Annotated in this window: 20 protein-coding genes; 13 read left to right on the plus strand and 7 right to left on the minus strand. The window is 75.6% G+C overall.

The window, feature by feature from the left end; all coding sequences use genetic code 11:
* Window positions 1-18 precede the first annotated feature (18 nt).
* Window positions 19-2712, minus strand: a complete 2694-nt coding sequence (locus NF338_RS01785; protein WP_264029197.1) for a tetratricopeptide repeat protein — start codon at window positions 2710-2712, stop codon at window positions 19-21.
* A 76-nt stretch (window positions 2713-2788) separates the two neighbouring features.
* On the opposite strand from NF338_RS01785, the gene NF338_RS01790 reads away from it, so the two are divergent.
* From NF338_RS01790 to NF338_RS01815, 6 genes are all read left to right on the plus strand, one after another.
* Window positions 2789-3700, plus strand: coding sequence for a DUF1266 domain-containing protein (locus tag NF338_RS01790; RefSeq protein WP_264029198.1), 912 nt, complete (start codon window positions 2789-2791; stop codon window positions 3698-3700).
* Window positions 3701-3702: 2 nt separating this feature from the next.
* A complete protein-coding gene (locus NF338_RS01795; RefSeq protein ID WP_264029199.1) occupies window positions 3703-3840 on the plus strand; it encodes a hypothetical protein in 138 nt (45 codons plus the stop codon).
* Window positions 3841-3952: 112 nt separating this feature from the next.
* The gene (locus tag NF338_RS01800; RefSeq protein ID WP_264029200.1) at window positions 3953-4642 is read left to right on the plus strand and encodes a DUF2993 domain-containing protein; all 690 of its coding nucleotides are present in this window, start codon (window positions 3953-3955) and stop codon (window positions 4640-4642) included.
* 28 nt (window positions 4643-4670) lie between these two features.
* Window positions 4671-5840, plus strand: coding sequence for a winged helix DNA-binding domain-containing protein (locus tag NF338_RS01805; protein WP_264029201.1), 1170 nt, complete (start codon window positions 4671-4673; stop codon window positions 5838-5840).
* A gap of 50 nt (window positions 5841-5890) precedes the next feature.
* Window positions 5891-6526, plus strand: a complete 636-nt coding sequence (locus NF338_RS01810; RefSeq protein ID WP_264029202.1) for a hypothetical protein — start codon at window positions 5891-5893, stop codon at window positions 6524-6526.
* 17 nt (window positions 6527-6543) lie between these two features.
* Entirely contained in the window at window positions 6544-6939 is a 396-nt protein-coding gene (locus NF338_RS01815) for a MerR family transcriptional regulator (protein ID WP_264029203.1), read from the plus strand.
* A gap of 11 nt (window positions 6940-6950) precedes the next feature.
* On the opposite strand, the gene NF338_RS01820 is transcribed toward NF338_RS01815, so the two are convergent.
* A complete protein-coding gene (locus NF338_RS01820) occupies window positions 6951-7835 on the minus strand; it encodes a CPBP family intramembrane glutamic endopeptidase (RefSeq protein ID WP_264029204.1) in 885 nt (294 codons plus the stop codon).
* 110 nt (window positions 7836-7945) lie between these two features.
* On the opposite strand from NF338_RS01820, the gene NF338_RS01825 reads away from it, so the two are divergent.
* The 4 genes from NF338_RS01825 (at window position 7946) to NF338_RS01840 (ending at window position 12551) form a co-directional block, all read left to right on the plus strand.
* Window positions 7946-9241: an FAD-binding protein gene (locus NF338_RS01825; RefSeq protein ID WP_264029205.1), complete on the plus strand. Its 1296-nt coding sequence runs from the start codon at window positions 7946-7948 to the stop codon at window positions 9239-9241.
* A gap of 371 nt (window positions 9242-9612) precedes the next feature.
* Window positions 9613-10557, plus strand: coding sequence for an ABC transporter substrate-binding protein (locus NF338_RS01830; RefSeq protein ID WP_087470228.1), 945 nt, complete (start codon window positions 9613-9615; stop codon window positions 10555-10557).
* A gap of 156 nt (window positions 10558-10713) precedes the next feature.
* Window positions 10714-11730, plus strand: a complete 1017-nt coding sequence (locus NF338_RS01835; protein WP_264029206.1) for an amino acid ABC transporter permease — start codon at window positions 10714-10716, stop codon at window positions 11728-11730.
* Window positions 11731-11786: 56 nt separating this feature from the next.
* Complete coding sequence (locus NF338_RS01840) at window positions 11787-12551, plus strand: amino acid ABC transporter ATP-binding protein (protein ID WP_264029381.1); 765 nt, start codon at window positions 11787-11789, stop codon at window positions 12549-12551.
* A 13-nt stretch (window positions 12552-12564) separates the two neighbouring features.
* Here the strand turns inward: NF338_RS01840 and NF338_RS01845 are convergent, their stop codons facing one another.
* On the minus strand, window positions 12565-12789 hold the full coding sequence (locus tag NF338_RS01845; RefSeq protein ID WP_087470226.1) for a hypothetical protein: 225 nt from the start codon (window positions 12787-12789) through the stop codon (window positions 12565-12567).
* 188 nt (window positions 12790-12977) lie between these two features.
* Between NF338_RS01845 and NF338_RS01850 the strand changes: the two genes are divergently transcribed.
* The gene (locus tag NF338_RS01850) at window positions 12978-13418 is read left to right on the plus strand and encodes an SRPBCC domain-containing protein (RefSeq protein ID WP_264029207.1); all 441 of its coding nucleotides are present in this window, start codon (window positions 12978-12980) and stop codon (window positions 13416-13418) included.
* Between the two features lie 30 nt (window positions 13419-13448).
* Here NF338_RS01850 and NF338_RS01855 read toward each other — a convergent pair whose 3' ends face one another.
* On the minus strand, window positions 13449-14504 hold the full coding sequence (locus NF338_RS01855) for a hypothetical protein (RefSeq protein ID WP_264029208.1): 1056 nt from the start codon (window positions 14502-14504) through the stop codon (window positions 13449-13451).
* Window positions 14505-14781: 277 nt separating this feature from the next.
* On the opposite strand from NF338_RS01855, the gene NF338_RS01860 reads away from it, so the two are divergent.
* Entirely contained in the window at window positions 14782-18642 is a 3861-nt protein-coding gene (locus NF338_RS01860; RefSeq protein WP_264029209.1) for a TM0106 family RecB-like putative nuclease, read from the plus strand.
* Window positions 18643-18827: 185 nt separating this feature from the next.
* On the opposite strand, the gene NF338_RS01865 is transcribed toward NF338_RS01860, so the two are convergent.
* The 3 genes from NF338_RS01865 to NF338_RS01875 form a co-directional block, all read right to left on the minus strand.
* Window positions 18828-19574: a hypothetical protein gene (locus tag NF338_RS01865; protein ID WP_264029210.1), complete on the minus strand. Its 747-nt coding sequence runs from the start codon at window positions 19572-19574 to the stop codon at window positions 18828-18830.
* A 294-nt stretch (window positions 19575-19868) separates the two neighbouring features.
* Entirely contained in the window at window positions 19869-20072 is a 204-nt protein-coding gene (locus NF338_RS01870) for a cold-shock protein (RefSeq protein WP_047231069.1), read from the minus strand.
* A gap of 239 nt (window positions 20073-20311) precedes the next feature.
* A complete protein-coding gene (locus NF338_RS01875) occupies window positions 20312-20788 on the minus strand; it encodes a nitroreductase family deazaflavin-dependent oxidoreductase (RefSeq protein WP_264029211.1) in 477 nt (158 codons plus the stop codon).
* Between the two features lie 347 nt (window positions 20789-21135).
* Between NF338_RS01875 and NF338_RS01880 the strand changes: the two genes are divergently transcribed.
* On the plus strand, window positions 21136-22389 hold the full coding sequence (locus NF338_RS01880) for a branched-chain amino acid ABC transporter substrate-binding protein (protein ID WP_087470221.1): 1254 nt from the start codon (window positions 21136-21138) through the stop codon (window positions 22387-22389).
* Window positions 22390-22482 lie beyond the last annotated feature (93 nt).

Raw genomic sequence — 22482 nt, forward strand, 5'->3', positions numbered from 1 at the left:
TGAGACGGCGGAGCGGTCTCAGGCCCTGCCGCGCGCCTCGCCGTCGTGCTGGCCGTCAGCGTCGTCGGTGCCGACCCCGTGCCCTGCCGCTGCAAGACCACGCCGCGCACGGGCCTCCTCGGCGGCGTCGTCGAGCTCGACGGCGAGCGTGCGCGCCTCGTCGTGCAGGTCAGCCGCGCGGCGGGCGTCGCCCGCGGCGAGCACGGCCTCGCCGAGCGCGTTGAGCGCCTCCGTCTCGACGAGGCGTGCGCGGACGCGCCGCGCCAGGTCGACCGCGGCGTCGCCCGTGGTCACCGCCTCGGCGACGGAGCCCGCCGCGAGCAGCGCGGTCGTGAGGGCGCTGCGGCCCTCGGCCTCGGCGTCGGGGTCACCGAGCGCGACGGCGGCCCCCACCGCCTCGCGCAGCTCGGCGACGCCGGACCCGGTCTCGCCGGCGCGCACGAGGAGCCGACCCACGTGCACGCGAGCCCGCGTCGCGAGCCCTGCGTCGCCCAGAGACGTCGCACTGGCGAGCGCGTCGCGGTGCTGCGCGAGCGCACGGTCGAGGCTGCCCTCGGCCTCGGAGAGGATCGCGGCGTTGCTCGACACGATGGCGACGTTGAGGACGTCACCCACGCGGCGCGACAGCGCGAGCGCCCGGTCGTAGCCGGCGCGCGCGTCGTCGTGCCGCCCGAGGATGCGGTGCACGTCCGCGAGGTTGCCGACGGCGCGGCCCTCGCTCACGGGGTCGCCCGCGGTCCGCGCACCGGCCGCCGCGTCGCGGTACGCCGCCTCGGCCTCGTCGAAGCGCCCGAGCCGCTTGTACACGTTGCCGACACGGTTGAGAGTCTGGCCGGGGCGCGGGTCGTCGCCGCGCTCGAGCGAGCGGACGAGCTGGGCGAGCGCCTCGTCGTACCGGCCGAGCCGTTCGAGCGCCCGGCCGAGGTCGCGCCCGGCCTGGGACCGCCCGGACGCCCGCCCGTGCTCGACCGCCGCCGCGTGCACCGCGACGGCGTCCTCCCAGCGTCCCGCCGAGTCGAGGTACGGCGCGAGCAGGGCGGAGAGGTCGGCCACCGGGTCGGCGAGCTCGTGCTCCGCGGCGAGCGCCGACGTCGCGACGAGCAGGTCTCGGTGGGCATCGAGCCACGCGAGCGCGACATCCGTGGTGCTCCTCGCCGACGCGACCCCCGACGCGGACGAGCCCGGCCCGGTCGGCCCCTTCTCGGCGGCGCCCTGCTCGCTCGGGCCGCCCTTCTCGGTCGAGCGCCGGGCCGCGTCGTGGTGGGGTGCCGCCGCACGCACCGCGGGCCGGGCGTCGTCGAGCAGCCGGGTGGCGAGCCGCCCGACGGCCGCGGCCCGCGCGGAGAACGGGTCGTCGGACCGGGCGAGGTCGGCGGCGAGGGTGCGGACGGCGTCGGGCACGACGACCTCGCCGCGCGGTCCGCCCGTGACGAGGTGCGCGCGCCCCAGCGCGGCGAGCACGTCCCGGCTCTCGCTCGTCGAGACGCCGAGGAGTACGGCGACCCAGGCGGCGTCGAGCGGCACCGGGACGAGGGCGAGCAGGCGTAGCGCCCGGGCGTGGTCGGCGGGGAGTCCGCGGTGCGCCGCGGCGAGCGCCGGGTGGAGGGCGGGCCCGGGCAGGTCCTCCACCCGGCGGGCGTGGTCGGCGAGGGACCAGCCCGGCCGCGCGCGGACGTCGCCGCCGACGTGGACCAGCGCGGCGGGGAGCCCTCCGGACGCGCGGACCAGCCGGGTGGCCGCGCTCGGCTCGGCGGCCACGCGGTCCGCGCCGACCAGCGACCCGAGGAGCGCGAGAGCCTCGTCCTCGGGGAGCGGCTCCAGTGTCAGGCCGACCGCGCCGGGGACGTCGAGCACGTGGTGGGCCGCGGCCACGGCGCGTGCCGTGGCCGGCAGGTGCGCGACGACGTCCGTGACCTGGGCGGCCTCGGCCACGTCGTCGAGCACGACCGTCGCGCGCCGCCCGTCGAGCGCGGTCGCGAGGTGCGCGGCGAGGGCGGGGAGGCTGCGCGCGTCCGCGGCGGGCGGCGGCGCGCCGAGCGCCTGGAGCAGCGCGTCGAGCACGACGTCGGTCGAGAGCGTGGCGGCGCTCGGCCCTCCGTGCAGCTCGACCCGCACGACCACGTCCGCCGGGACGTGCGCGACGGCGAGCGCGACGCTCGTCGTCCCCGTCCCGGGGAGGCCCGTGACGGTCACGACGCGCGGCGCGGCACCGCGCCCGGGCGCGTTCCCCTCGTGCGGCGCCGTCCCGAGCGCCGCGACCAGCCGTGCGACCTCGCGGTCCCGGCCGACGAGCGGACGGGCGGCCACGGCATCCTCCACCCGCACGGTCGGCACGACGGCGTGCGGCCCGCCCGCCGGCCCGGCACGCGACGCCGCTCCCTGCGCGGCGACGTGGGCGGGGACGGCCCGCGCCGCCGTCCGGTACGCCGCACGCCATCCGGCGGGTCGTGCGTCGCCGAGGACCTGGGCCACGTCGGCGAGGAGGCCGACGTCGAGCCGCGTGCGGCCCGCGCGAAAGACGTCGTAGACGGTCACGCGGCCCGGCCGCGCCTCCGCGACGGGCACGCCCCGTGCGGTGCGGAGCGCGCCGACGCGGCGCGCGATCTCGGTGTACGACGGGTCGCCGGCCCAGGCGCGCAGCGCGCGCAGACGGGCCGCGAGCTCGTCCACCGACCCGGCGCCCACGGGGGACGGCGGCGGGTCGAGGGGCACGGCGCCAGGCTAGCGACGGCCACCGACCGGCGCCCGACGTGACCGCGGCCACGGAGGCGCTGGCACGCGCGACCGGATGAAGAACGGGCCCGCGCCGTTCGGGATCGTTCGGGACGCGTGCCCCGGGACCGCCCGCACGGTCACGCTGCCCGGAGGCCGCGACGACCGCGGCGCGACGGACCGCGTCGGTGGCGCGGGAGACGAAGGAGCGACGGTGGGCCTGTTCGACAAGCTCAAGGACATGTTCTCGGGGACCGCGGACCTGTACGCGAAGGAGGACGCGCCCGTCCTCACGCCCGCGCAGCAGCGGGGCCTCGCGCTGGGTGCGGTCTACGCCGTCGAGGGCGTGCTGCCCATCAACGCGCTGACCGTGGAGGCCGACGCGCGCACGGCCGCGAAGCCGCTCGCGGCGGGGTGGGACGTGCGGGGCGCGGACGACGTCGAGCGCACGTACGAGTTCCTGCTCACCCAGGGGCACCGCGGCTACTACGCGATCGCGATGCCCAAGGTCGAGGAGCTGTACTCGGGCCGGCTGAGCCGCCGGGACGCGAAGGGCGCGGCCGAGCAGCACGCCGCGCAGGCGCGCCAGGAGGCGACCGCCCGCGGGCTCGACCCCGAGCGCGCGGTCGCGTTCTACCAGGGCTGGAGCGCGTCGGCGCAGGTGGGCGGCCACGGCGAGCTCGCGGACCCGCTGCCGCCGTCGATCGCGGCGTGGGACGCGGCGCGGGTCGTGCACGTGAGCCGCCTCGCGGTCGACGCCGGGTTCGTCACGCCGGAGCGGGCATGGGCGGCGATCGAGGAGGCCGTCGTGATGTCGCGCCCCGCGTACGCGTCGTGGGAGCAGCTCGGCGACGGGTTCCTCGCCGGGCGCGCGTTCTGGTCGGCGGGCAACCGCACCCCGATCGACCAGGACCTGCCCGACTTCAAGCGCGCGGTGCGGCGTCTCCTGGACACCGAGTCGTCCCCGTGGCGGACGCTGGCCTACTGATCGTGCGGTCGCCCTGGTGGTGGCGTGCGGGTGTCCTGCTCGTCGTGATCGGGGTCGGCGCGGCGGTGGTCCTCGCCGACGACGGTCTGCGCTCCGAGGTCCACGCCGCGCTGTCGAACCTCGTGCGGGCCCTGTTCTGACGACGGACGCGCCCGTCGAGAACGACGACGCTCCGCGTCGAGCACGACCTTGCTGTCGCCACGAGCGTCAGAACGACAGCAAGGTCGTGGTCGGCGGACCTAGGGTGGGCGCATGAAGCGACTGGTGGGCCTGCTCGTGACGCTCGTGGTGATCGTGGCGGTCGCCGTCGTGGCGGACCGGGTCGCCGTCGGGGCCGCGGAGCGTGGCGCGGTGACGGCGTTCGAGGAGCAGGCCGACGACGTCACCGGGGCGCAGCTCGACATCACGGGGTTCCCGTTCCTCACGCAGCTCGCGCGCGGCGAGCTGACGCACGTCACCGGCTCCGCGGACACCGCGTCGTTCGGCGGCTACGCGATCTCCGACCTCCAGGTCGAGGCCGACGGCGTGAGCACGTCGACGCCGTACCGGATCGCGTCCGGGACCGCGTCGGGGGTCATCGCCGCAGAGTCGCTGCAGCAGATCGTCGCGGAGCAGACCGGCCTGGACGTGGGGGTCACCGCGACCGACGACGTCCTCTCGCTCGCCTTCGACCTGCTGGGCGCGACGATCACGGTCGACGTGACGCCGCGCGTCTCCGGGCCGGCCGAGCTCGCGGTCGACGTCGTCGCGGTCCGCACGGGCCTCGGGACGGTGTCGGTCGACGACCTCCCGTCGGGGATCTCCCGCGCCCTGTCCGACCTGCGGGTCCCGCTCGACCTGCCGGACGGCGTCGCGCTCGACTCCGTGTCCGTCGTCGAGGGCGGGGTGCGCGTCGGGGTGACGGGGACCGACGTCGTCGCCGAGGACCTGGTGGCGTCGTGACCCGCGCGGGCGGGACGGGGGCGGCACGGTGAGCGAGGCGGCGGTCGACGAGCGGCACGTGCTCGCGGCACGCCTCGCCGCGCACCGGCTGCGGTCGCCCGACCTGCCCGACGTGCCGACCGCCGTCGGGCACCTCGTCGCGGTGCAGGGCCAGGAGTTCCACCCCGCGCTGTGGGGCCTCACGCGCCGGCTGCGACCTGACGCCCGGCCCGGCGCGGCGGGGGCCGCCGCGGCCTGCGACCGCGGGGAGGTGGTGCGCACGCACGTGCTGCGGCCCACCTGGCACCTCGTCCGGTCCGACGACGCCCGCTGGCTCGTCGAGCTCAGCGCGCCCCGGGTGCACCAGGCCAACGGGACGATGTACCGGCAGGTCGGGACGGTGGGCCACGCCACCGAGACCGACCTCGTCGTCGCGGCGGTGCAGGAGCGGCCCCGGACGCGCCGCGAGCTCGCGGGCCTGCTCGCCGCCCACGGACACCCCCTCGAGGGCATCGCCCTCGGCTACGTGCTCATGCAGGCGGAGCTCGACCGGCAGCTCGTCAGCGGGCCGCTCGACGGCAAGCAGCAGACGTACGCCGCGTTCGACGACCGCGTCCCCGCGGGCTACGGGCCGCTCGGCGAGCGGTTCGACCGCGACGCCGCGCTCGTCGAGCTGCTGCGCCGCTACCTCGCGGGCCGCGCGTACGCGACGGTGAAGGACGTCGGGCAGTGGTCGGGCTTCACGCTCACCGACGTGCGGCACGCGCTCGACCTGCTCGGCGAGGACGTCGTGGCCGTGCCCGGCGCGGGCGCGCTGGAGGGCGTAACCCTGTGGCGGCTCGCCGACGCCGACCCGCGCGTGGTCGACCCCGGCCCGTTCGTCGGCCACCTCGCGCCCGACGGCGACCCGGACCGCCCGGTCGTCGACCTGCTCCAGAGCTACGACGAGCTCTTCATGTCCTACGGCGAGACCCGTGCGCTCGTCGTGGCGGAGGGGGTCGACCTGGGCGACCGCCTCGGGTCGTTCATCCACGGGCTCGCCGTCGACGGCGTGGTCGTCGGGCGGTGGCGCTGGGTCGTCGGGACGCGCGACGTCGTCGTCGAGCCGCAGTGGCGCCGCGCGCCCACGCCTGCGGAGACGGCGGCCTTCGACGAGCAGGTCGCCGCCGTCTCCGCGCACTGGTCCCGACCCGCTGACACCACGCCCGCGCGCCGGTAGGGTGCGGGCACCCGCAGAGCGGCGGGTCGCGCAGGGGGACAGGGGGACGCATGCACGAGGCAGCACCGGAGGACGAGGGCCGCACCGAGGGTCCGGGGGACGACGCGCGGACAGGGCGCGGCCCACGTGCGCGGGCCCTGCTCGTGGGCGGGGCGCTCGTCGTGGCCGTCCTCGGGGTCGGGGTCGCCGCGGCTCTGACCGGTCGCGCGGCAGGCACCGAGCCGAGCGACGCCGTCGGCGGTGCGCCGGCCGCGGAGGCGCCCGGGGACGACCCGGCGCTCGCCGCCGAGACCCCGGCGCCGACACCCGTCGAGACGAACGGGGTGCAGCAGTGCGGCACCTTCACCGGTACCGCGGGCACGCCGGTCCGGGTCCGTGGCGACGACGGCGAGCCGACCGAGCTCGGCGGTCTCGAGGGCTGGTGGAACGGCACGCCGGCGAGCGACGCCGGGGGCTGGCTCGACGTCGAGAAGTGGCCGCGCCAGGTCCTCGACCACCCGGCCACCGTCACCGTCGAGACGACGACCGGCACCGTCCTGGAGTCGTTCGACCGCCGCACCTGCACGGGCGTCGAGGGCTGGACGGCGCCGGACCTGTCCGCGCTCCCGCCGTCGACCGTCGTCGTGCTCGACGCCGAGACGGGCGAGGTCCTGGCCGAGCACCCCGTGGAGCTCGTGACGCCCTGAGCGCGCACACTGGCGGCATGACCACTCTCGCGACAGACCGCGGCCTGACGATCGCCGAGGCGGCGGAGGCGACCGGGCTCACCGCGCACACGCTGCGCTACTACGAGCGCGACGGGCTGCTGCCGGACCCGGTCGAGCGCGCGTCGTCGGGCCACCGGAGGTACCGCGAGCAGGACCTCGGCTGGATCACGCTCGTCACGCGTCTGCGCGCGACGGGCATGCCCGTGCGCGAGGTGCGCGCCTACGCGGAGCTGGTGCGCGCCGGGGAGGGGAACGAGGCGGAGCGGCTCGACCTCCTGCGCGCGCACCGCGAGCGCGTGCGTGCCGAGCTCGCGGCGGTCCGCACGCACCTCGACGCGATCGAGCACAAGATCGACGTGTACGAGGCCCGCGCCGCGCGGGAGGACCGCTGACGGGTCCCGCGTCAGGGGCGGGGCGCGCCGGGGCGCGTGACGAGATGGACCAGCACCGACGTCAGCACGATCACGCCGACGTACACCGCCATCGCGACGGGCGACGTCACCGCGACGACCGTCAGCGCGACGTTCCCGACGAGGTGCAGCGCGACCGCGGCCGGCACCCCGCCCCGGAGGCGCTCGCTGACCAGCCAGTACGCGCTCGAGAGCGGGATCATCGCGAGCAGGAACAGCACCGCCTCGACGCTCACGAGGCCGAGCGACGACTGCCACGTCCCGGTGAGAGCGAACAGCGGCAGGTGCCAGACCGCCCACACCGCGCCGAGCACGATCGACGTCACGAGCGGCGAGCGTCGACGCCGCAGGCGGGGCTGCGCATACCCGCGCCACCCGAACTCCTCCGACAGCGGCCCCGCGCACAGCGAGACGAGGGCGAACAGGAGCGGTCCGCCCGACCCGGCGACGGCCGCCGCCCCGGCCGACAGGTCCGTCGTCGGGCCGCCGAGGAACGGCACGACGAGCGCCGTCAGGACCGCGGGCGCGGCACCGATCCCGACCGCGGCCGGGAGCCATCGTCCGGCCGCGCCCCAGCGCGCCGCCCGCGGGCTGCGGCGGCCCGCCGCCCGCAGCACGAGCGCGGCGAGGCTCGGGCCGAAGCCGCCGAGCGCGAAGAGCGTGAACACGAGCGGGTCGGCGAGGTCGCCGCCGAGCAGCCACGCGGCGCCCCACGACGTCCAGGACAGCCCGAACGCGAGCACCCAGAACGCGGCGAGCCCGCCGCGGAGCGGCCGCTCGGGGCCGTCCGGGGACAGGGCGGAGGCGTCCCGGGACGAGGCGGGCGAGACGTGCCGGGACCGTGCGGGAGCGGGGAGAGGACGTGCGCTGGTCGTCATGTCTCGATCTCACCGCTTCGTCCCGTTCCGCGGACCCCGGGCCGCCCCCGACCGCGGGTGGGGACAACCCCCGTCCGGCTCGGCGGGGAGGGGGGTGGCAGGGTGGGGGCGTGACGACGACGCCCGAACCTGCCCGACCCGCCAACTGGGCCGGGAATCTCACCTACTCCTCCGTCGAGGTCGTGCATCCCCTGACGCCCGACGCGCTGGCCGACGTCGTGCGGCGCTCGCGCCGCGTGAAGGCGCTCGGGTCCCGGCACTCGTTCGGGGACGTCGCGGACACGACCGGGACGCACGTCGTCCTCGACCGGTACGACGACGGACGCCCGCCCGTCGTGATCGACCCCGTCACGGGCGTGGCGTCGGTCGCGGCGGGGCTGCGGTACGGCGACGTGACGCGGCACGTGCAGGCGGCGGGTCGTGCGTTCGCGAACCTTGCCTCGCTCCCGCACATCTCCGTCGCCGGTTCCGTCGCGACGGCGACCCACGGCTCGGGCGACGCGGTCGGCTCGCTGGCGAGCGCCGTCGTCGGGCTCGAGCTGGTCGCGGGAGACGGCGAACGGCGCCGCCTGCGGTGCGGGGACGCGGACTTCCCGGGAGCGGTCGTCGCGCTCGGGGCGCTGGGCGTGGTGACGCGGGTGGAGCTCGAGACCGTCCCGACGTTCGACGTGCGCCAGGACGTGCACGTCGGGCTGCCGTGGGAGGCGGTGACGGCGCACTACGACGAGCTCACGGCGTCGGCGTACTCGGTGAGCCTCTTCACGGACTGGGGGCCCGACGGCGTGCAGCAGGTCTGGCGCAAGTCGCGCCTCGCGCCGGGGGAGACCGGGACCGCGCGCGAGGAGCTCTTCGGGGCGACGCCCGCCGCGACGCTGCTGCACCCCCTGCCAGGGGTCGACCCGCAGCACTGCACGCCGCAGCTCGGCGAGCCCGGCCCGTGGAACGAGCGGCTGCCGCACTTCCGGCTCGACTTCACGCCGAGCAACGGCGCGGAGCTCCAGTCGGAGTACCTCGTGCCGCGCGCGCGGGCGCAGGAGGCGTTCGCGGCGATGCGCGACCTCGGCCCGCGCGTGACCCCGCTGCTCCAGGTGGGGGAGGTCCGCACGGTCGCGGCCGACGCGGAGCCCCTGTGGCTGAGCCCGTTCGACGGCGCGGCGGTCGGCGTCCACCTCACGTGGAAGCCCCTGCCCGACGACGTCGCGCGCGTCCTGTCCGACGTCGAGGCCGCGCTCCTCCCCCTGGGCGCCCGCCCGCACTGGGGCAAGCTCTCGCACGCGCTCGTCCACGACCCGGGCTCGGTCGCGGCGCTCTACCCGCGCTTCGACGACTTCGGCGCCCTCGTCCAGCGCTACGACCCCGACGCCCGCTTCCTCGGCGGCTACGTCGAACACCTCCTGGCATCCTGACCCCCCGCCCCCCGCCGACCCCCCTCCCCGCCCCCCACCCCCCACCCCCCCGCCACCCACCCCCCCCGCCACCCGCCCCCCCGACCACGACCCTGCACCCCGTCGAGCACGACGTTGCTGTCGGAATGCGGGTCATTCCGACAGCAAGGTCGTGTTCGGCGGGGTGGTTCGTCACGGTTCGGCGTCGATGTCCCTGCCGGTTTGGTGAGTGGAGCGGTGCGGCCTCACACTCGTGCGCAGGTGCTGCGCACCGCCGGGTCCTCTGTTCCCCGTACGTTCCTCGGCCTCCGGGCCGGGTGCTGACGTAACACGACGGAGACGATCGGTGTCTACGCTGCCCCTGCCCGGCCCCCACCCGATCGGAGAACACCATGCGTACGACCCTGCGCAAGCTCCCCCTCGGCCTCGTCGCGCTCACCGCGACGAGCGCCCTCCTGCTCACCGCGTGCACCGACGCCTCCCAGACCGGGACGGACGGCAGCACCGCAGGATCCGACGAGACGTCGTCCGCGCCGTCGTTCGACCCCTCGACGATCGAGGTCGACGACGCGGCCGCGGCGCTGCTGCCCGAGGACGTCGCGTCCGCGGGGACGCTCGTCGTCGCCTCGAACACGGAGTACGCGCCCGCCGAGTTCATCGACGCGGACGGCACGACCCCGATCGGCTTCGACATCGACGTCATCAAGGCCGTCGGCGCGACGCTCGGCCTCGACGTCGACGTCCAGTCGGCCGACTTCCCGGCGATCATCCCGGCGCTGGGCACCAAGTACGACGCCGGCATCTCCTCCTTCACGATCACGGAGGAGCGCATGCAGGAGGCCAACATGATCTCCTTCCTCAACGCGGGCTCCGCGTACGCGGTCGCGGCGGGCAACCCCGACGACGTCGACCCGGCGAGCCTGTGCGGCCTGACCGTCGCGGTCCAGACCGGCACCATCCAGGACGAGGACATCGCCGTGCAGAGCCAGGCGTGCACCGACGCGGGCGAGGAGAAGATCGACATCCTCCAGTACGAGTCGCAGTCCGACGCCACGACGAACGTCGCGGGCGGCAAGGCGCAGGTCCTCTACGCGGACTCGCCCGTCATCGGCTACGCGGTCGAGCAGACCGGTGGGCAGCTCGAGCAGCTCGGCGACGTGTTCGACAGCGCGCCCCAAGGCGTCGTCGTCGCGAAGGACGACACCGAGCTCGCCGCCGCGATCCAGGCGGCGCTGCAGTCGCTCATGGACAGCGGCCAGCTCGTCGAGATCCTCGGCGCGTGGGGCAGCGGGGACGCCGCGCTCGACACCGCGGAGATCAACCCGTCCGTCGGCTGACGCCCTCGCGCGGCCTCAGCCCATCCCTCCTCCCAGTCCCCGCCGTGTCGCGGGCGCCCACCCGGCGCCCGCGACCGGCACACTGGACGCCTGCACGGACGACGCCGTCCGCGCGGCCCGGCTCGTGCCCCGAGCCCCGACACCCCGAGGTGCACCATGACCGGTAGGACACCCGGCGGCGACGCCGCCGGCGCACCGGGCGACGACCCGGTCCCCGACCGCATCCACGCCCGACCCGTCCCGCGGCCCGGCCGGTGGATCTCCGCCGTCGTGCTGCTGGTCCTCGCCGCGATGGCCGCGAACGCGCTGCTGACGAACGAGAAGTTCCGCTGGGACGTCGTCTGGCTCTACTTCCGCGACGTGACGGTCGTGCGCGGCGTGGGCTGGACGCTCGTGCTGACGTTCTGCTCGATGGCGATCGCGATCGTGCTCGCCGTGCTGCTCGCGATCATGCGACGGTCGGACAACCCCGTCATGAAGTCGGTGAGCTGGGGCTACATCTGGTTCTTCCGCGGCACCCCGATCTACACCCAGCTCGTGTTCTGGGGCCTCGTGTCGGTGCTCTACCCCCGCCTGAGCCTCGGCATCCCGTTCGGCCCCGAGTTCTTCGAGTTCCGCACGGCGGACCTGTTCACGGCGTTCGTGTGCGCGCTCATCGGGCTCTCGCTCAACGAGGCCGCGTACCTCGCGGAGATCGTCCGCGCGGGCCTCGGGTCCGTGGACCCGGGGCAGACCGAGGCGGCCAAGGCGCTCGGCATGAAGGACGGCAAGATCCTCCGGCGCATCGTGCTGCCGCAGGCCATGCGGGTCATCGTGCCCCCGACGGGCAACGAGACGATCTCCCTGCTCAAGACGACGTCGCTCGTGCTCGCGGTGCCGTTCACGCTCGACCTGCAGTACTCGACCAACGCGATCGGCAACCGGCTCTTCCTGCCGATCCCGCTGCTCATGGTCGCCGCGATCTGGTACCTCCTCATCACGAGCGTCCTCATGGTGGGCCAGCACTACATCGAGCGGTACTACGGCCGCGGGTTCGGCACGCAGACCGCGGCCCGACGCCGCAGGCGCAGGCCGGGCGGCACCGGCGGCGGCCGCAGGAAGCCCAGCAAGCAGGACCTCATCGCCGCGTCCGGCACGACCAAGGACGACCCCTTCCTGGAGGTGACCCCGTGAGCGGGACGCACGACACGCCGTCGGGCAACCGGGCGCAGGCCGGCACGAGCACGCCCATGGTGCAGGTCGAGGGCCTGCACAAGATGTTCGGCGACCTCCACGTGCTCCGGGGCGTGGACCTCGAGGTCCCGCGCGGGTCGGTGTGCGTCGTCCTGGGGCCGTCGGGCTCGGGCAAGTCGACGCTCCTGCGCTGCGTCAACGAGCTCGAGGAGATCACGGGCGGGCGCATCCGCGTCGACGGCGAGCTCATGGGCTACCGCGAGGTGACCAAGGACGGGCGCACGCGCCTGCACCGCCTGCACCCCAAGGTCGTCGCGCGCCAGCGCTCGCGCATCGGCATGGTGTTCCAGCGCTTCAACCTGTTCCCGCACATGACCGCGCTCGAGAACGTCGCGGAGGCGCCGGTGCAGGTGCAGGGGCTCGGGAAGGCGGCCGCGCGGGCACGGGCGGCCGAGCTCCTGGAGCGCGTCGGCCTCGCCGACCGCGCCGACCACTACCCGGCGCAGCTCTCCGGCGGCCAGCAGCAGCGCGTGGCGATCGCGCGGGCGCTCGCCATGGAGCCCGAGCTCATGCTGTTCGACGAGCCGACGTCGGCGCTCGACCCCGAGCTCGTCGGCGAGGTGCTCGCCGTCATGCGCGACCTCGCGCGGTCCGGCATGACGATGATGGTCGTGACGCACGAGATCGGGTTCGCGCGCGAGGTCGCGGACACCGTCGTCTTCATGGACGAGGGCGTCATCGTCGAGCGGGGCACGCCCGACCAGGTGCTCGGCGACCCGCAGCACGAGCGCACGCGGTCGTTCCTCGCGCACGTGCTGTAGGGGAGGGTGCTCCTCAGCCCGCGCGGCGGCGGCGCGGCAGGGCGGGGGCGTCGTGCGCCGCGAGGAGCCGGGGCGAGAGACCGGTGGGGCGCGCGACCGTGACCATCTCCCCGCTGAGCGCCCGGCCCAGGTGCACGAGCGGGAGCATGTTCTCGTGCTCGACCACGAGCGCGTCGTAGATCGGGGTCTCGTCGTCCGAGGCGTGGGAGCGGGTGTGGGAGAGGGATCGCGTCAGCACGCCTCCCACCTTCTGTGAGGGACGTGCGTTCCGCGACCGGAAGCGGTGACGTGTCCGTGAGGCGTTCGTGGAGACGTTCGTGAAGTTCCGGCCGCCGTGGGTCACCGGTGGCGGGACGCGGAGCGGCGCAGTTCAATGCTGCTGACCCGAGTTCGTCGTCGCGTCCGGGCCGTCCCCGGGAGGACCGCATGAGCCTCGCCCCGATCGTCCACGAGCTCCGGCTCGCGTGCCCCGTCGAGGTCGCGTTCGACACGTACGTCGACCGGATCGCGGAGTGGTGGCCTCCCGGATACACCGACGACGCCCGCTCGTTCACCGGTCTCGTCGTCGAGCCCGTGGTCGGCGGTCGCGTGGTCGCGTCCCACGGTGCGGACGAGCAGGTGTGGGGTCGTGTCACCCTCTGGGAGCGCGCGACCCACCTCGCGCACACCTTTACCCCCGGACAGCCCCCGGGCCGGGCGTCGCTCGTCCGGGTCGACCTGCGGCCGAGCGCGAGCGGGACCGCCGTGCGGTTCGAGCACGGCGGCTGGGCGCCGGGCAGCGAGCGCGTGCGGTCGCGCTTCACGGGGTGGCCGCGCATCCTCAGCCGCTACGCGCACCTCGCCGAGCACCCCGACCCGGAGAAGTGACGTCCGGGCTCGCGGGGGACCGCCGCGGTCTCACCAGCCCCAGTCGCCCCAGTCCCAGCTGCCGTCGTCGGTGTTGCCGTTGTTCCCGTTGCCGGGCTGGTCCTGCTGGTCGCGGTCGTCCTGCTTCTTCTGCCGGTCGTCCAGCTCCTGCGACCGCTTGGCGGCGTCCTCCTCGGCCTTCGTGATCGCCGCCTCGCGCTCGGTGAGCTGGGTCGTCGCCGCGTCGAGCTCGGCGCGCTGAGCCTCCAGGTCGGCGCGCTCCGACTCGAGCTGCTCGCGCTCGGCCGCGACCTCGCTCTGCACGCGCTGCGCCTCGGCCTTCTCGCGCTGCGCCTCCCCCTGCGCGGAGAGCGTCAGGCCGATGCCGACGAGCAGGCCGAGGGCGACGCCCGCGAGGCCGACGGCGGTCGGGACGAGCCATCGGCGGCCGCGGTCGGGGGCTGCGTCCTCGTCGTCGTCGGCGCCGGGGAGCGCGAGCGGGCCGACGCCCCCGGAGGCGCGCGTCGGGTTCGCCGTCGCGCGCGCCGGTGCCGTGGCCGGGCCTGCGGGCGTCGGGCCGACGGGCACCACGCCGGAGCGCGCGGCTCCGGTGGAGACCGTCGGGGCCACGCTCGCGACCGCCGGCCGCGCGGCCGGGTCGTCGAGCAGCGCCCCGAGCGCGGGGAGGATCATCGTCGAGCTGGCGACCGGGTGGTCGTCGCCGGCGCCCGTCGTCACCGGGGCGAGCGTCGCCACGTGCGTCGCGTCGGCCGCAGGGCCCGCGGGGTGCGCGCCGACCACCCCGGTCACGCCCACCGCCGGGGTCGCGCCGGACGAGCGCTCCCGCAGCGACCGGCGGGTCGGCGCCCCGCCCGCGGAGGGTACGGGCTCAGAGCGCGACGGCCCCGTGGGCAGGGGCTCGGTCGTGCGGAGCACCGGCGCGTCCGGGAGGGGCACGGGGACCGGGGACGCGGAGGCCCCCGCGTCCTCCCAGAACACCCAGCCCGGGGGCGGGGCCGGCCAGGACGGGTCCGGGTGCCAGTCGGTCGTGGGGGTGAAGCCCTCGGGGACGGGCCACCCCGGGGGCGGTACGAACCGCACGGCCATGGGTCCTCCTTCGGTAGCGCCCGGTGCGCGGTCGACGGGGACGCGGGGTCTCGACGGGGCTCCGGGTTCGACGGGAACAGTAGGGGAGTCGTGGCCTCCGGCACGAATCGCACCGGACGTGGGCCGACGCCTGAACCCGCCGTGACCCGGCCGTGGCCCGGGCAGCACCGCGTCCGGCCGCGCAGCGACGTGGGTGGTCGCTGGTAGAACGGGGGCAGACCGGCGAGGCGGCCCCGCTCCCGCCCCGGCGGCGATCGTCCCCGACCCGGAGGTGTGCGTGTTCCTCGTCGACGAGCCGGCGCTGCGGACCGCCGCGGCAGACCCCGGCCGGACCGCCCCCGGCGGCGCCCCCGCGCGCGAGCGTGTCCTCGTGCACTCGGCGAGCGACCTCGTCGTCGCCGCCGACTGCGAGTACCGGCTCCTGTGCCGTCTCGACGAGCAGCTCGGCCGGGCGCCGCGCCACGACGCGGGGGAGGACGCGATGCTCGCGCGCACCGCCGCGCTCGGCGCGCGGCACGAGCGGGAGGTCCTCGCACGCTTCGAGGCCGAGCACGGCGCGTTCGACCCGACGACGGGCCGCGGCGTCGTCCGGCTCGAGCCGCCGCGCGGGGTCTCCTGGGACGAGCTCGTGGCCGCGCAGGCGCGCACGCTCGCCGCGCTCGAGTCCGGCGCCGACGTCGTGCACCAGGCGGCCTTCTTCGACGGCTCCTTCCACGGGCGCGCGGACTTCCTCGTCCGGACCGGCACCGACGACGCGGGGGCGGCCCGCTACGCCGTCGTCGACACGAAGCTCGCACGGCGCGCCAAGGTCCCCGCGCTCCTCCAGCTCGCCGCGTACGGCGACCAGCTCCAGGCCGCGGGCGTTCCCGTCGACCCCGACGTCTCTCTCGTCCTCGGCACGCGCGAGCGCACGTCGCACCGCCTCGCGGACCTCCTGCCCGTGTTCCGGGACCGTCGCGACCGGCTCGTGCGGCTCACGGCCGAGCACGTCGCGCGCGACGGCCGCGCCCCCTGGGACGACCCCGCCGTCCGGGCGTGCGGGCGCTGCGACGACTGCCGGGCGCAGATCGACGCCCACCGCGACGTGCTGCTCGTCGGCGGCGTGTACGAGTCGCAGCGCGCACGGCTGCACGCCGCGGGGATCCGCACGATCGAGCAGCTCGCCGCCGCGACCGACGAGACACCCGTGCCCGACGGCATGAGCCGGTCCGCGTTCGCGAAGGTCCGACGCCAGGCGGCGCTCCAGCTCGGCACCGGGCCCTCCGACGGGACGGTCGTGTGGGCCGACGCCTCGGGTCCGCACGAGCTCTCGTGGCGTATCGACGACCCGGCGCCCGTGCTCGCGCTGCCCGCGGCGAGCCCCGGTGACGTCTTCTTCGACTTCGAGGGCGACCCGCTGTGGACGGACGAGGGCGGCACGAGCTGGGGCCTCGACTACCTGTTCGGCTGGGTCGAGCGTCCCGCGGCGCCCGAGGACCGCCCGCCCTTCCACGCGCTGTGGGCGCACGACCTCGCGGCGGAGCGCGACGCCCTCGTCGCGTTCGTCGACCACGTCAACGCGCGCCGCCGCACGTACCCGGACCTGCACGTCTACCACTACGCCGACTACGAGCGCGCGCACCTGCTCGCCATCGCCGCGCGGCACGGCGTGTACGAGGAGGAGGTCGACGACCTCCTGCGCGACGGCGTGCTCGTCGACCTGTACGCGGTGGTGCGCCAGGCGCTCCACGTCTCGGACAGGTCCCGGTCGATCAAGAAGCTCGAGCCGCTCTACATGGGCGACGAGCTGCGCACCGGCGACGTGACCACCGCCGCCGCGTCCGTCGTCGCGTACGCGGAGTACACCGCGCTGCGCGAGGCCGGCCGCGACGACGCGGCGGACGAGCTGCTCCGCGGGATCGCGGACTACAACCGGTACGACTGCGTGTCGACGCTGCGGCTGGGGGAGTGGTTGCGTCATGCGGTTCTCGACTCCGAGGTGGTCGCCTCGGGTGCGGTGTCGGGGGAGGTGCGCGCCGTCTACCATCCGCGCCGCTCGTCCCTCGCGGCGCTCCCGCCAGACCCGACCACGACGGCGCGCACCTCCCCCGACACCGCCATGTCCGTCACCTCTCCCGGGGGCGAGACCGCGCCCGACACGCGGGGTGAGGATCCGGTGGACGTCGAGCTGCGGGAGCGGCCGTCCGCGGTGGTGCTGGAGGAGGAGATCCGGGAGGTCGTGGGGGAGGACCGGGCCCGGCGGGGCGCCGACGAGGGGGCGCTCGCGCTGTACGGCGCGGCGGCGGGGTACTTCCGGCGTGAGGCGAAGCCGTTCTGGCACGAGCACTACTCGCGGCTCTCGCTCCCGGTGGACGAGTGGCTGGGGCGCCGCAACGCGTTCCTCGTCGAGCAGGCCGAGGTCGTCTCGGGCTGGGAGGTCGAGCCGGGGCGCCGGACGTGGTCGCGCCGCCTGGCGCTCGTGGGCCGGCTGCCCGAGGGCAGCGACCTGCGCGTCGGCGTGGCGCCGTACCTGCTCTACGACCCGCCGCTGCCGCCGTGCGCCAAGACCGCCGCCGACGGGGTGCGGGGCTGGCTCACGGGGGCGTCGGTCGTCGACGCGGCGCGTCGCGCGACGCCCGCGGGCGAGCGGGACGTGCTGGTCGTGCGCGAGCAGCTCCCGACCGGCGCCGAACCGTTCGACGCGACCCCCGTCGCGCTCACCCCGTCGCCCGGCCCGAGCGCCAAGCCGCTCGAGGCGGCTGCGGAGGCCGCAGCCCGGGCCGCGCTCCAGGCGTGGCGGACGACAGGGACGCTGCCGCTCGACGCCGCGACCGACGTGCTCCTGCGACGACCCCCACGGCTCGCGCCGGAGACCGCCGCACGATCAGCCGGCGCGCACGTCCCGGCAGGTGCCGACGGACCGGCCGGTCCCGGGCTCCCGCCCGTCGTGGACGGCGACGTCGTCACGGCGGTCACGACCGCCGTCGAACGGCTCGACGACTCGTACCTCGCGGTCCAGGGGCCGCCCGGGACGGGCAAGACGTACGTGGGGTCGCGCGTGGTCGCCCGGCTCGTCGCCCAGGGCTGGCGCGTCGGGGTCGTCGCGCAGTCGCACGCGGTCGTCGAGAACATGCTGCGGGCGATCGTGCTCGGGGCGGGCGTCCCGCGCGAGGTCGTGGCGAAGAAGGTCGCGGCGGACGGCCCGTCGGCGCGCGCCGTGTACGACGAGCTCGACGGCACCCACCTCGCGGCGTTCGCGACGCAGCCGGGGCCGCGCGTCGTCGGCGGCACCGCCTGGGACTTCGCTGCGGACCGCCTCCCGGCCGGCACGCTCGACCTGCTCGTCGTCGACGAGGCCGGCCAGCTCTCGCTCGCGACCACCGTCGCGGTGTCGCGCGCCGCGCGCCGCCTCCTCCTGCTCGGCGACCCGCAGCAGCTCCCGCAGGTGAGCCAGGGCCGCCATCCGGAGCCCGTCGACCGGTCGGCGCTCGGGTGGCTCGCTGACGGTCACGGGGTGCTGCCCGCACGGCGTGGCTACTTCCTCCCCGTGACGTGGCGCCTGCACCCGCGCCTCGCGCGCGCCGTCTCGACGCTCGCGTACGAGGACAAGCTCCACGCGCACCCGCTCACCGCGGCCCGGCACCTCGACGGCGTGCCACCCGGGGTCGAGCAGGTGCTCGTGGAGCACGCCGGGAACTCTGTGCGGTCCCCGGAGGAGGCGGCAGAGGTCGTCCGGCAGGTCGAGAGCGTCCTCGGTCGGTCGTGGACGACGACGGTCGACGGGGCCACGGAGGAACGTCCCCTCGGGCAGGGCGACGTCCTGGTCGTCGCGGCGTACAACGCGCAGGTGTGGGCGGTGCGCGCGGCGCTCGGGGCCGCGGGCTACCCGGACGTCGAGGTCGGCACGGTCGACCGGTTCCAGGGCAAGGAGGCGCCGGTCGTCGTGGTGACGCTCGCCGCGTCCTCGGGCAGAGACGCCTCGCGCGGCCTCGGGTTCCTGCTGTCGCGGCACCGCGTCAACGTCGCGGTCTCGCGGGCGCAGTGGCGCGCGGTCGTCGTGCGGGCGCCCGGGCTCACCGACGTGCTGCCGCACTCGCCGCGGGGCGTGGAAGAGCTCGGCGCGTTCCTCGGGCTGACGGGCTCCGCGCCTCTGGGCTGACCCGCCGCCGACCTGCTCCGACGCTGGGCGCAGGCCGACGGCGGCGCCGTCACGGATCAGGACCGCGGCCGGGGAGTGCCGGACCCGGCGTCGCGGGGTCGGAGCCCACCGTCATGGTGTCGGGACTTGGCGGTGCGGTGTCGGGACTTGGCCGTGCGGTGTCGGGACCTGGCGGTGCGGCCGGGTCAGAACTCGCCGAAGCCCCCGAAGTCGTCGAAGCCGCCGCCGAAGTCGGCACCGCCGAAGTCGCCACCGGCCGAGGGGTCCTCGCCCGCCGCCTCGACCGCTCCACCGTCCCCGCCCTCGGCAGCGCCGGGGTCCTCGGCGCCCTGCTCGGCCGCGGCGTCCTCCGCGACGGGCTGCGTCGGGTCGGCGAACGTGGGCCCGAAGAGGGCGTTCGCGACCGCCGACCCGATGACGACGCCCGCGATCGTGCCGAGCAGGCTCGAGCCGACCATGGCGCCGAAGCCGGGTGCGCCCTGGCCGCGGCCGGCGAACGTGCGCTCGAGGGTGCCGGGCTGGCGCATCTCGGCGCGCGTCGCCATCCGGGCGAGGTCCTGCGGGGCGTCGGACGTCGCGCGCTCCGACGCCGGGACCTGCTCGCCGAGCTCGGCGAGCACCTGCCGCCGCTGCTCGGGCGTCAGGCGGGCGAACGCCTCCGCGTGCGCCTGCTCCACCTGGTCCGGGGGCGCGGTGCGCAGCAGGTACCGGTAGCGGTCGACCGCGACCTGGTCGGGCGTGCGGGGCGCGGCCGCCCCGGGGCGCGCGTCCTGCGGGGCGCTCCCGTAGGCGGGCTGTCCGGGGTGCTGCGGGGCGGGGTACTGGGTCGGGTGCTGCGTCGGGTGCTGCGCCGGCGAGCCGTGGGGGCCCGCCTGCGGGGCGCCGTACGGGTCGCGCGGCTCGCGGCCGAGGAGCCGGTCCAGGAATCCCATGGGTCGTCCTCCGAGTTCGGTGGCGCGGCGTCGTGCGCTCGCGCGTGGCTCGTGGCCGGGTGCGGCTCACTCCCGGACCAACGAGAAGCCCCGGCTCGTGGTTCCGCCCACCCCGCCGAACCCGGGGTCGTTCCTCACCGCACCGCCGGTGTGAGGAGCCATCCCGGGTTCGGCACCTCACGTGCCGGGCGAACCCTGCCCCAGATGCACGAGTGCCCCCGACCGGACGGTCGGGGGCACTCGGTGAACGATCGGTCGGCGCGACCTGCGAGGGTCGTCACCGGGGAGATCGGATCAGATCGCGCGGATGTTCTCCGCCTGCGGGCCCTTGGGGCCCTGCGTCACGTCGAACTCGACGCGCTGGTTCTCCTCCAGCGTGCGGAAGCCCTGCGACTGGATCGCGGAGTAGTGCGCGAACACGTCGGCGGAGCCGTCCTCGGGGGCGATGAAGCCGTAGCCCTTCTCGCTGTTGAACCACTTCACGGTTCCGGTAGCCATTGTTACTCCTTCAAGAGTGTGGAAACACCCCCCGCGGGCGCAGGGGAGTACATCACGGTGTTCGTCGTCAACTCTTGGGTAACAAGGTCCGCCGGGCGCCCGCCGGGTGGCGGTCACATCGACGCGAGGACAAGCGAGGCACTGCAATCTCGGGGTCAACCGTACAGGGTATGCCCCTTCTTGGCCATGGCTTGCCCCGCGAGTGTCGTGACGACCTCACGACGGCGCGACGTCGCAGGTCACGGCCCGAGAGCGGTCAGCTCCACCACCGGCACGACCCGCCGCCAGTCGGCCTCTCCGCGCTCGGCGGCGAGCGGCTCGGCCCACTCGCGGAGCACCGGCTCCAGCACGGCCCAGCCCCGCGCGTACCGGGCGGCGTACTCGCGCAGGAGCCGTGCGCCGTCGTCGGGCGGGAGCGTGCGGGCGGTGCTCCGCACCTGCCGGCGGCGCCCCACCCACACGAGCACGCGCGGGTCCGCCACGACGTTGCGGTACCACTGCGAGCGGGGTCCAAGCCCCGCGACGACGACCCACGACCCGGGCGCGGGCCGGTCGGTCACCTCGAGGACGACGTACCGCGCCTCGCCGGACGTCCGGCCGCGGTGCCCGAGGAGCAGGAGCCGCCCGCCGGCGAGGAAGCCGAGGCCGGAGCGGAAGAGAACGATCGGGGCCCGGACGAACCAGCGGGTGTGCAGGAGGCGCGACGCGAGGGTCATCGCCCCACCGTAGGCCGACGCCGGAATCGGCACATTCGTACCGTCCACGGAACGAAACGAGACCCTTACGTTACGAGTCGGTAACAACTCCCTGCGTCCCACGAAATCCGATCCGCCTACGTTCGCGTCACCCAGGAACGCGGAGGGCGCCACCTCCCGCGGATTCGTGGGTCCGGAGCCCTCCGAGATGCCGCGGAGGGCTCCGGGCGACACGTCTGCGGGCAGGTTTCGTCACCGGGTGACCTGTGTCACTATTCAGCACGCAATTCAGTGTTGAATTCAGCGATCGACCGCGGAGAGAAGCGGCTTGGCTGCCCTCCGCGGGGATCAGGACCACGGAGGTTGGCATGCATCGCACAGCACGACGGGCGAGCGGGGGTGCTGCCCTGCTCCTCGCGGCCACTCTCGTCCTCACCGCCTGCGGTCCCCAGTCCCAGGGCGGCGGAGACGACGAGACGACCGGGACGTCGACCGAGACCGACGACGGTGGCTCGGCCGACCTGAGCATCGTCCCGTCGGTCCAGATCGACATCGACGGCGCAGAGGTCCCCGCGGCCGAGGCCGGCAACCCGGTCGACCCGGCAGGCGACGGCAGCGCCGAGTGCGCCGAGGGCACGTCGATCGCGATGGCGGGCGCCCTCACGGGCCCGAACGCCGCGCTCGGCCTCAACATCCAGTACGGGGCGCAGGTCGCGGTGGACGCGTTCAACGCCGCGAACCCCGGCTGCCAGGTCACGCTCAAGCCGTTCGACACCGAGGGCGACCCGCAGAAGGCCACCCAGGTCGCGCCGCAGATCGTCGGCGACGCCACGGTCCTCGGCCTCCTCGGCCCGGCGTTCTCGGGCGAGACCGCGGCGACCGGCGACGTCTTCAGCCAGGCCGGCCTGCTGTCGCTCACCGCGTCGGCCACGAACCCCGACCTGACGACGAACGGGTGGACGAACTTCTTCCGCGGCCTCGCCAACGACGCCGTCCAGGGGCCGTCAGTCGCCAAGTACCTCGTCAACACGAAGGAGTTCGGCAGCGTCTGCGTCGTCTCCGACAACTCGGACTACGGCATCGGCCTCGCCCAGCAGATCACCGAGGGCCTGGGCGACGCCGCGAACGAGGACTGCGCCGCCGAGGTCAAGACGGGCGACAAGGACTTCTCGGCCGCCGTCCAGATCATCTCGGGTGCGGACGCCGACGCGGTCTTCTACGCCGGCTACTACGCCGAGGCGGCACCGTTCGTGCAGCAGCTGCGCGACGGCGGCGTCGAGATCCCGTTCGTCTCGGCGGACGGCACGAACGACCCGCAGTTCGTCTCGCAGGCCGGTGCGTCGTCGAAGGGCGCGATCCTTTCCTGCCCGTGCGGCCCCGCGCCGGAGGACTTCGCGGCCACCTACGAGGAGTCGGCCGGCCAGGCGCCGGGCGTGTACTCGGTCGAGGGCTACGACCTCGCGACGATCATGCTCACGGGCATCGCGTCCGGCGTGACCGACCGCGCGGGCCTGATCGACTACGTGGCGAACTACTCCGGTGAGGGCCTGGCCCGCACCTACGAGTGGGACGACACGGGCGAGCTCGCCTCGGCGCTCATCTGGATCTACGAGGTCCAGTAGTCCGACGACGACGGGCGCCCTGCCCCGACGCCCCCGCACCGCGCGGGGGCCGGCGGGCGGGGCGCCCGTCGTGGACCACGACCTCGTACACCA

This window comes from Cellulosimicrobium sp. SH8, from assembly GCF_025818875.1.
GTDB lineage: Bacteria > Actinomycetota > Actinomycetes > Actinomycetales > Cellulomonadaceae > Cellulosimicrobium > Cellulosimicrobium cellulans_D.

Excerpts from the sequence above, each read along its gene's own strand:
- NF338_RS01880 (WP_087470221.1), top strand. The coding sequence starts at position 21,136 with ATGCATCGCACAGCACGACGGGCGAGCGGGGGTGCTGCCCTGCTCCTC.
- NF338_RS01810 (WP_264029202.1), top strand. The coding sequence starts at position 5,891 with ATGCACGAGGCAGCACCGGAGGACGAGGGCCGCACCGAGGGTCCGGGG.
- NF338_RS01830 (WP_087470228.1), top strand. The coding sequence starts at position 9,613 with ATGCGTACGACCCTGCGCAAGCTCCCCCTCGGCCTCGTCGCGCTCACC.
- NF338_RS01820 (WP_264029204.1), bottom strand. The coding sequence starts at position 7,835 with ATGACGACCAGCGCACGTCCTCTCCCCGCTCCCGCACGGTCCCGGCAC.
- NF338_RS01870 (WP_047231069.1), bottom strand. The coding sequence starts at position 20,072 with ATGGCTACCGGAACCGTGAAGTGGTTCAACAGCGAGAAGGGCTACGGC.
- NF338_RS01855 (WP_264029208.1), bottom strand. The coding sequence starts at position 14,504 with ATGGCCGTGCGGTTCGTACCGCCCCCGGGGTGGCCCGTCCCCGAGGGC.
- NF338_RS01835 (WP_264029206.1), top strand. The coding sequence starts at position 10,714 with ATGACCGGTAGGACACCCGGCGGCGACGCCGCCGGCGCACCGGGCGAC.
- NF338_RS01790 (WP_264029198.1), top strand. The coding sequence starts at position 2,789 with ATGAAGAACGGGCCCGCGCCGTTCGGGATCGTTCGGGACGCGTGCCCC.
- NF338_RS01850 (WP_264029207.1), top strand. The coding sequence starts at position 12,978 with ATGAGCCTCGCCCCGATCGTCCACGAGCTCCGGCTCGCGTGCCCCGTC.
- NF338_RS01865 (WP_264029210.1), bottom strand. The coding sequence starts at position 19,574 with ATGGGATTCCTGGACCGGCTCCTCGGCCGCGAGCCGCGCGACCCGTAC.
- NF338_RS01815 (WP_264029203.1), top strand. The coding sequence starts at position 6,544 with ATGACCACTCTCGCGACAGACCGCGGCCTGACGATCGCCGAGGCGGCG.
- NF338_RS01875 (WP_264029211.1), bottom strand. The coding sequence starts at position 20,788 with ATGACCCTCGCGTCGCGCCTCCTGCACACCCGCTGGTTCGTCCGGGCC.
- NF338_RS01840 (WP_264029381.1), top strand. The coding sequence starts at position 11,787 with ATGGTGCAGGTCGAGGGCCTGCACAAGATGTTCGGCGACCTCCACGTG.
- NF338_RS01800 (WP_264029200.1), top strand. The coding sequence starts at position 3,953 with ATGAAGCGACTGGTGGGCCTGCTCGTGACGCTCGTGGTGATCGTGGCG.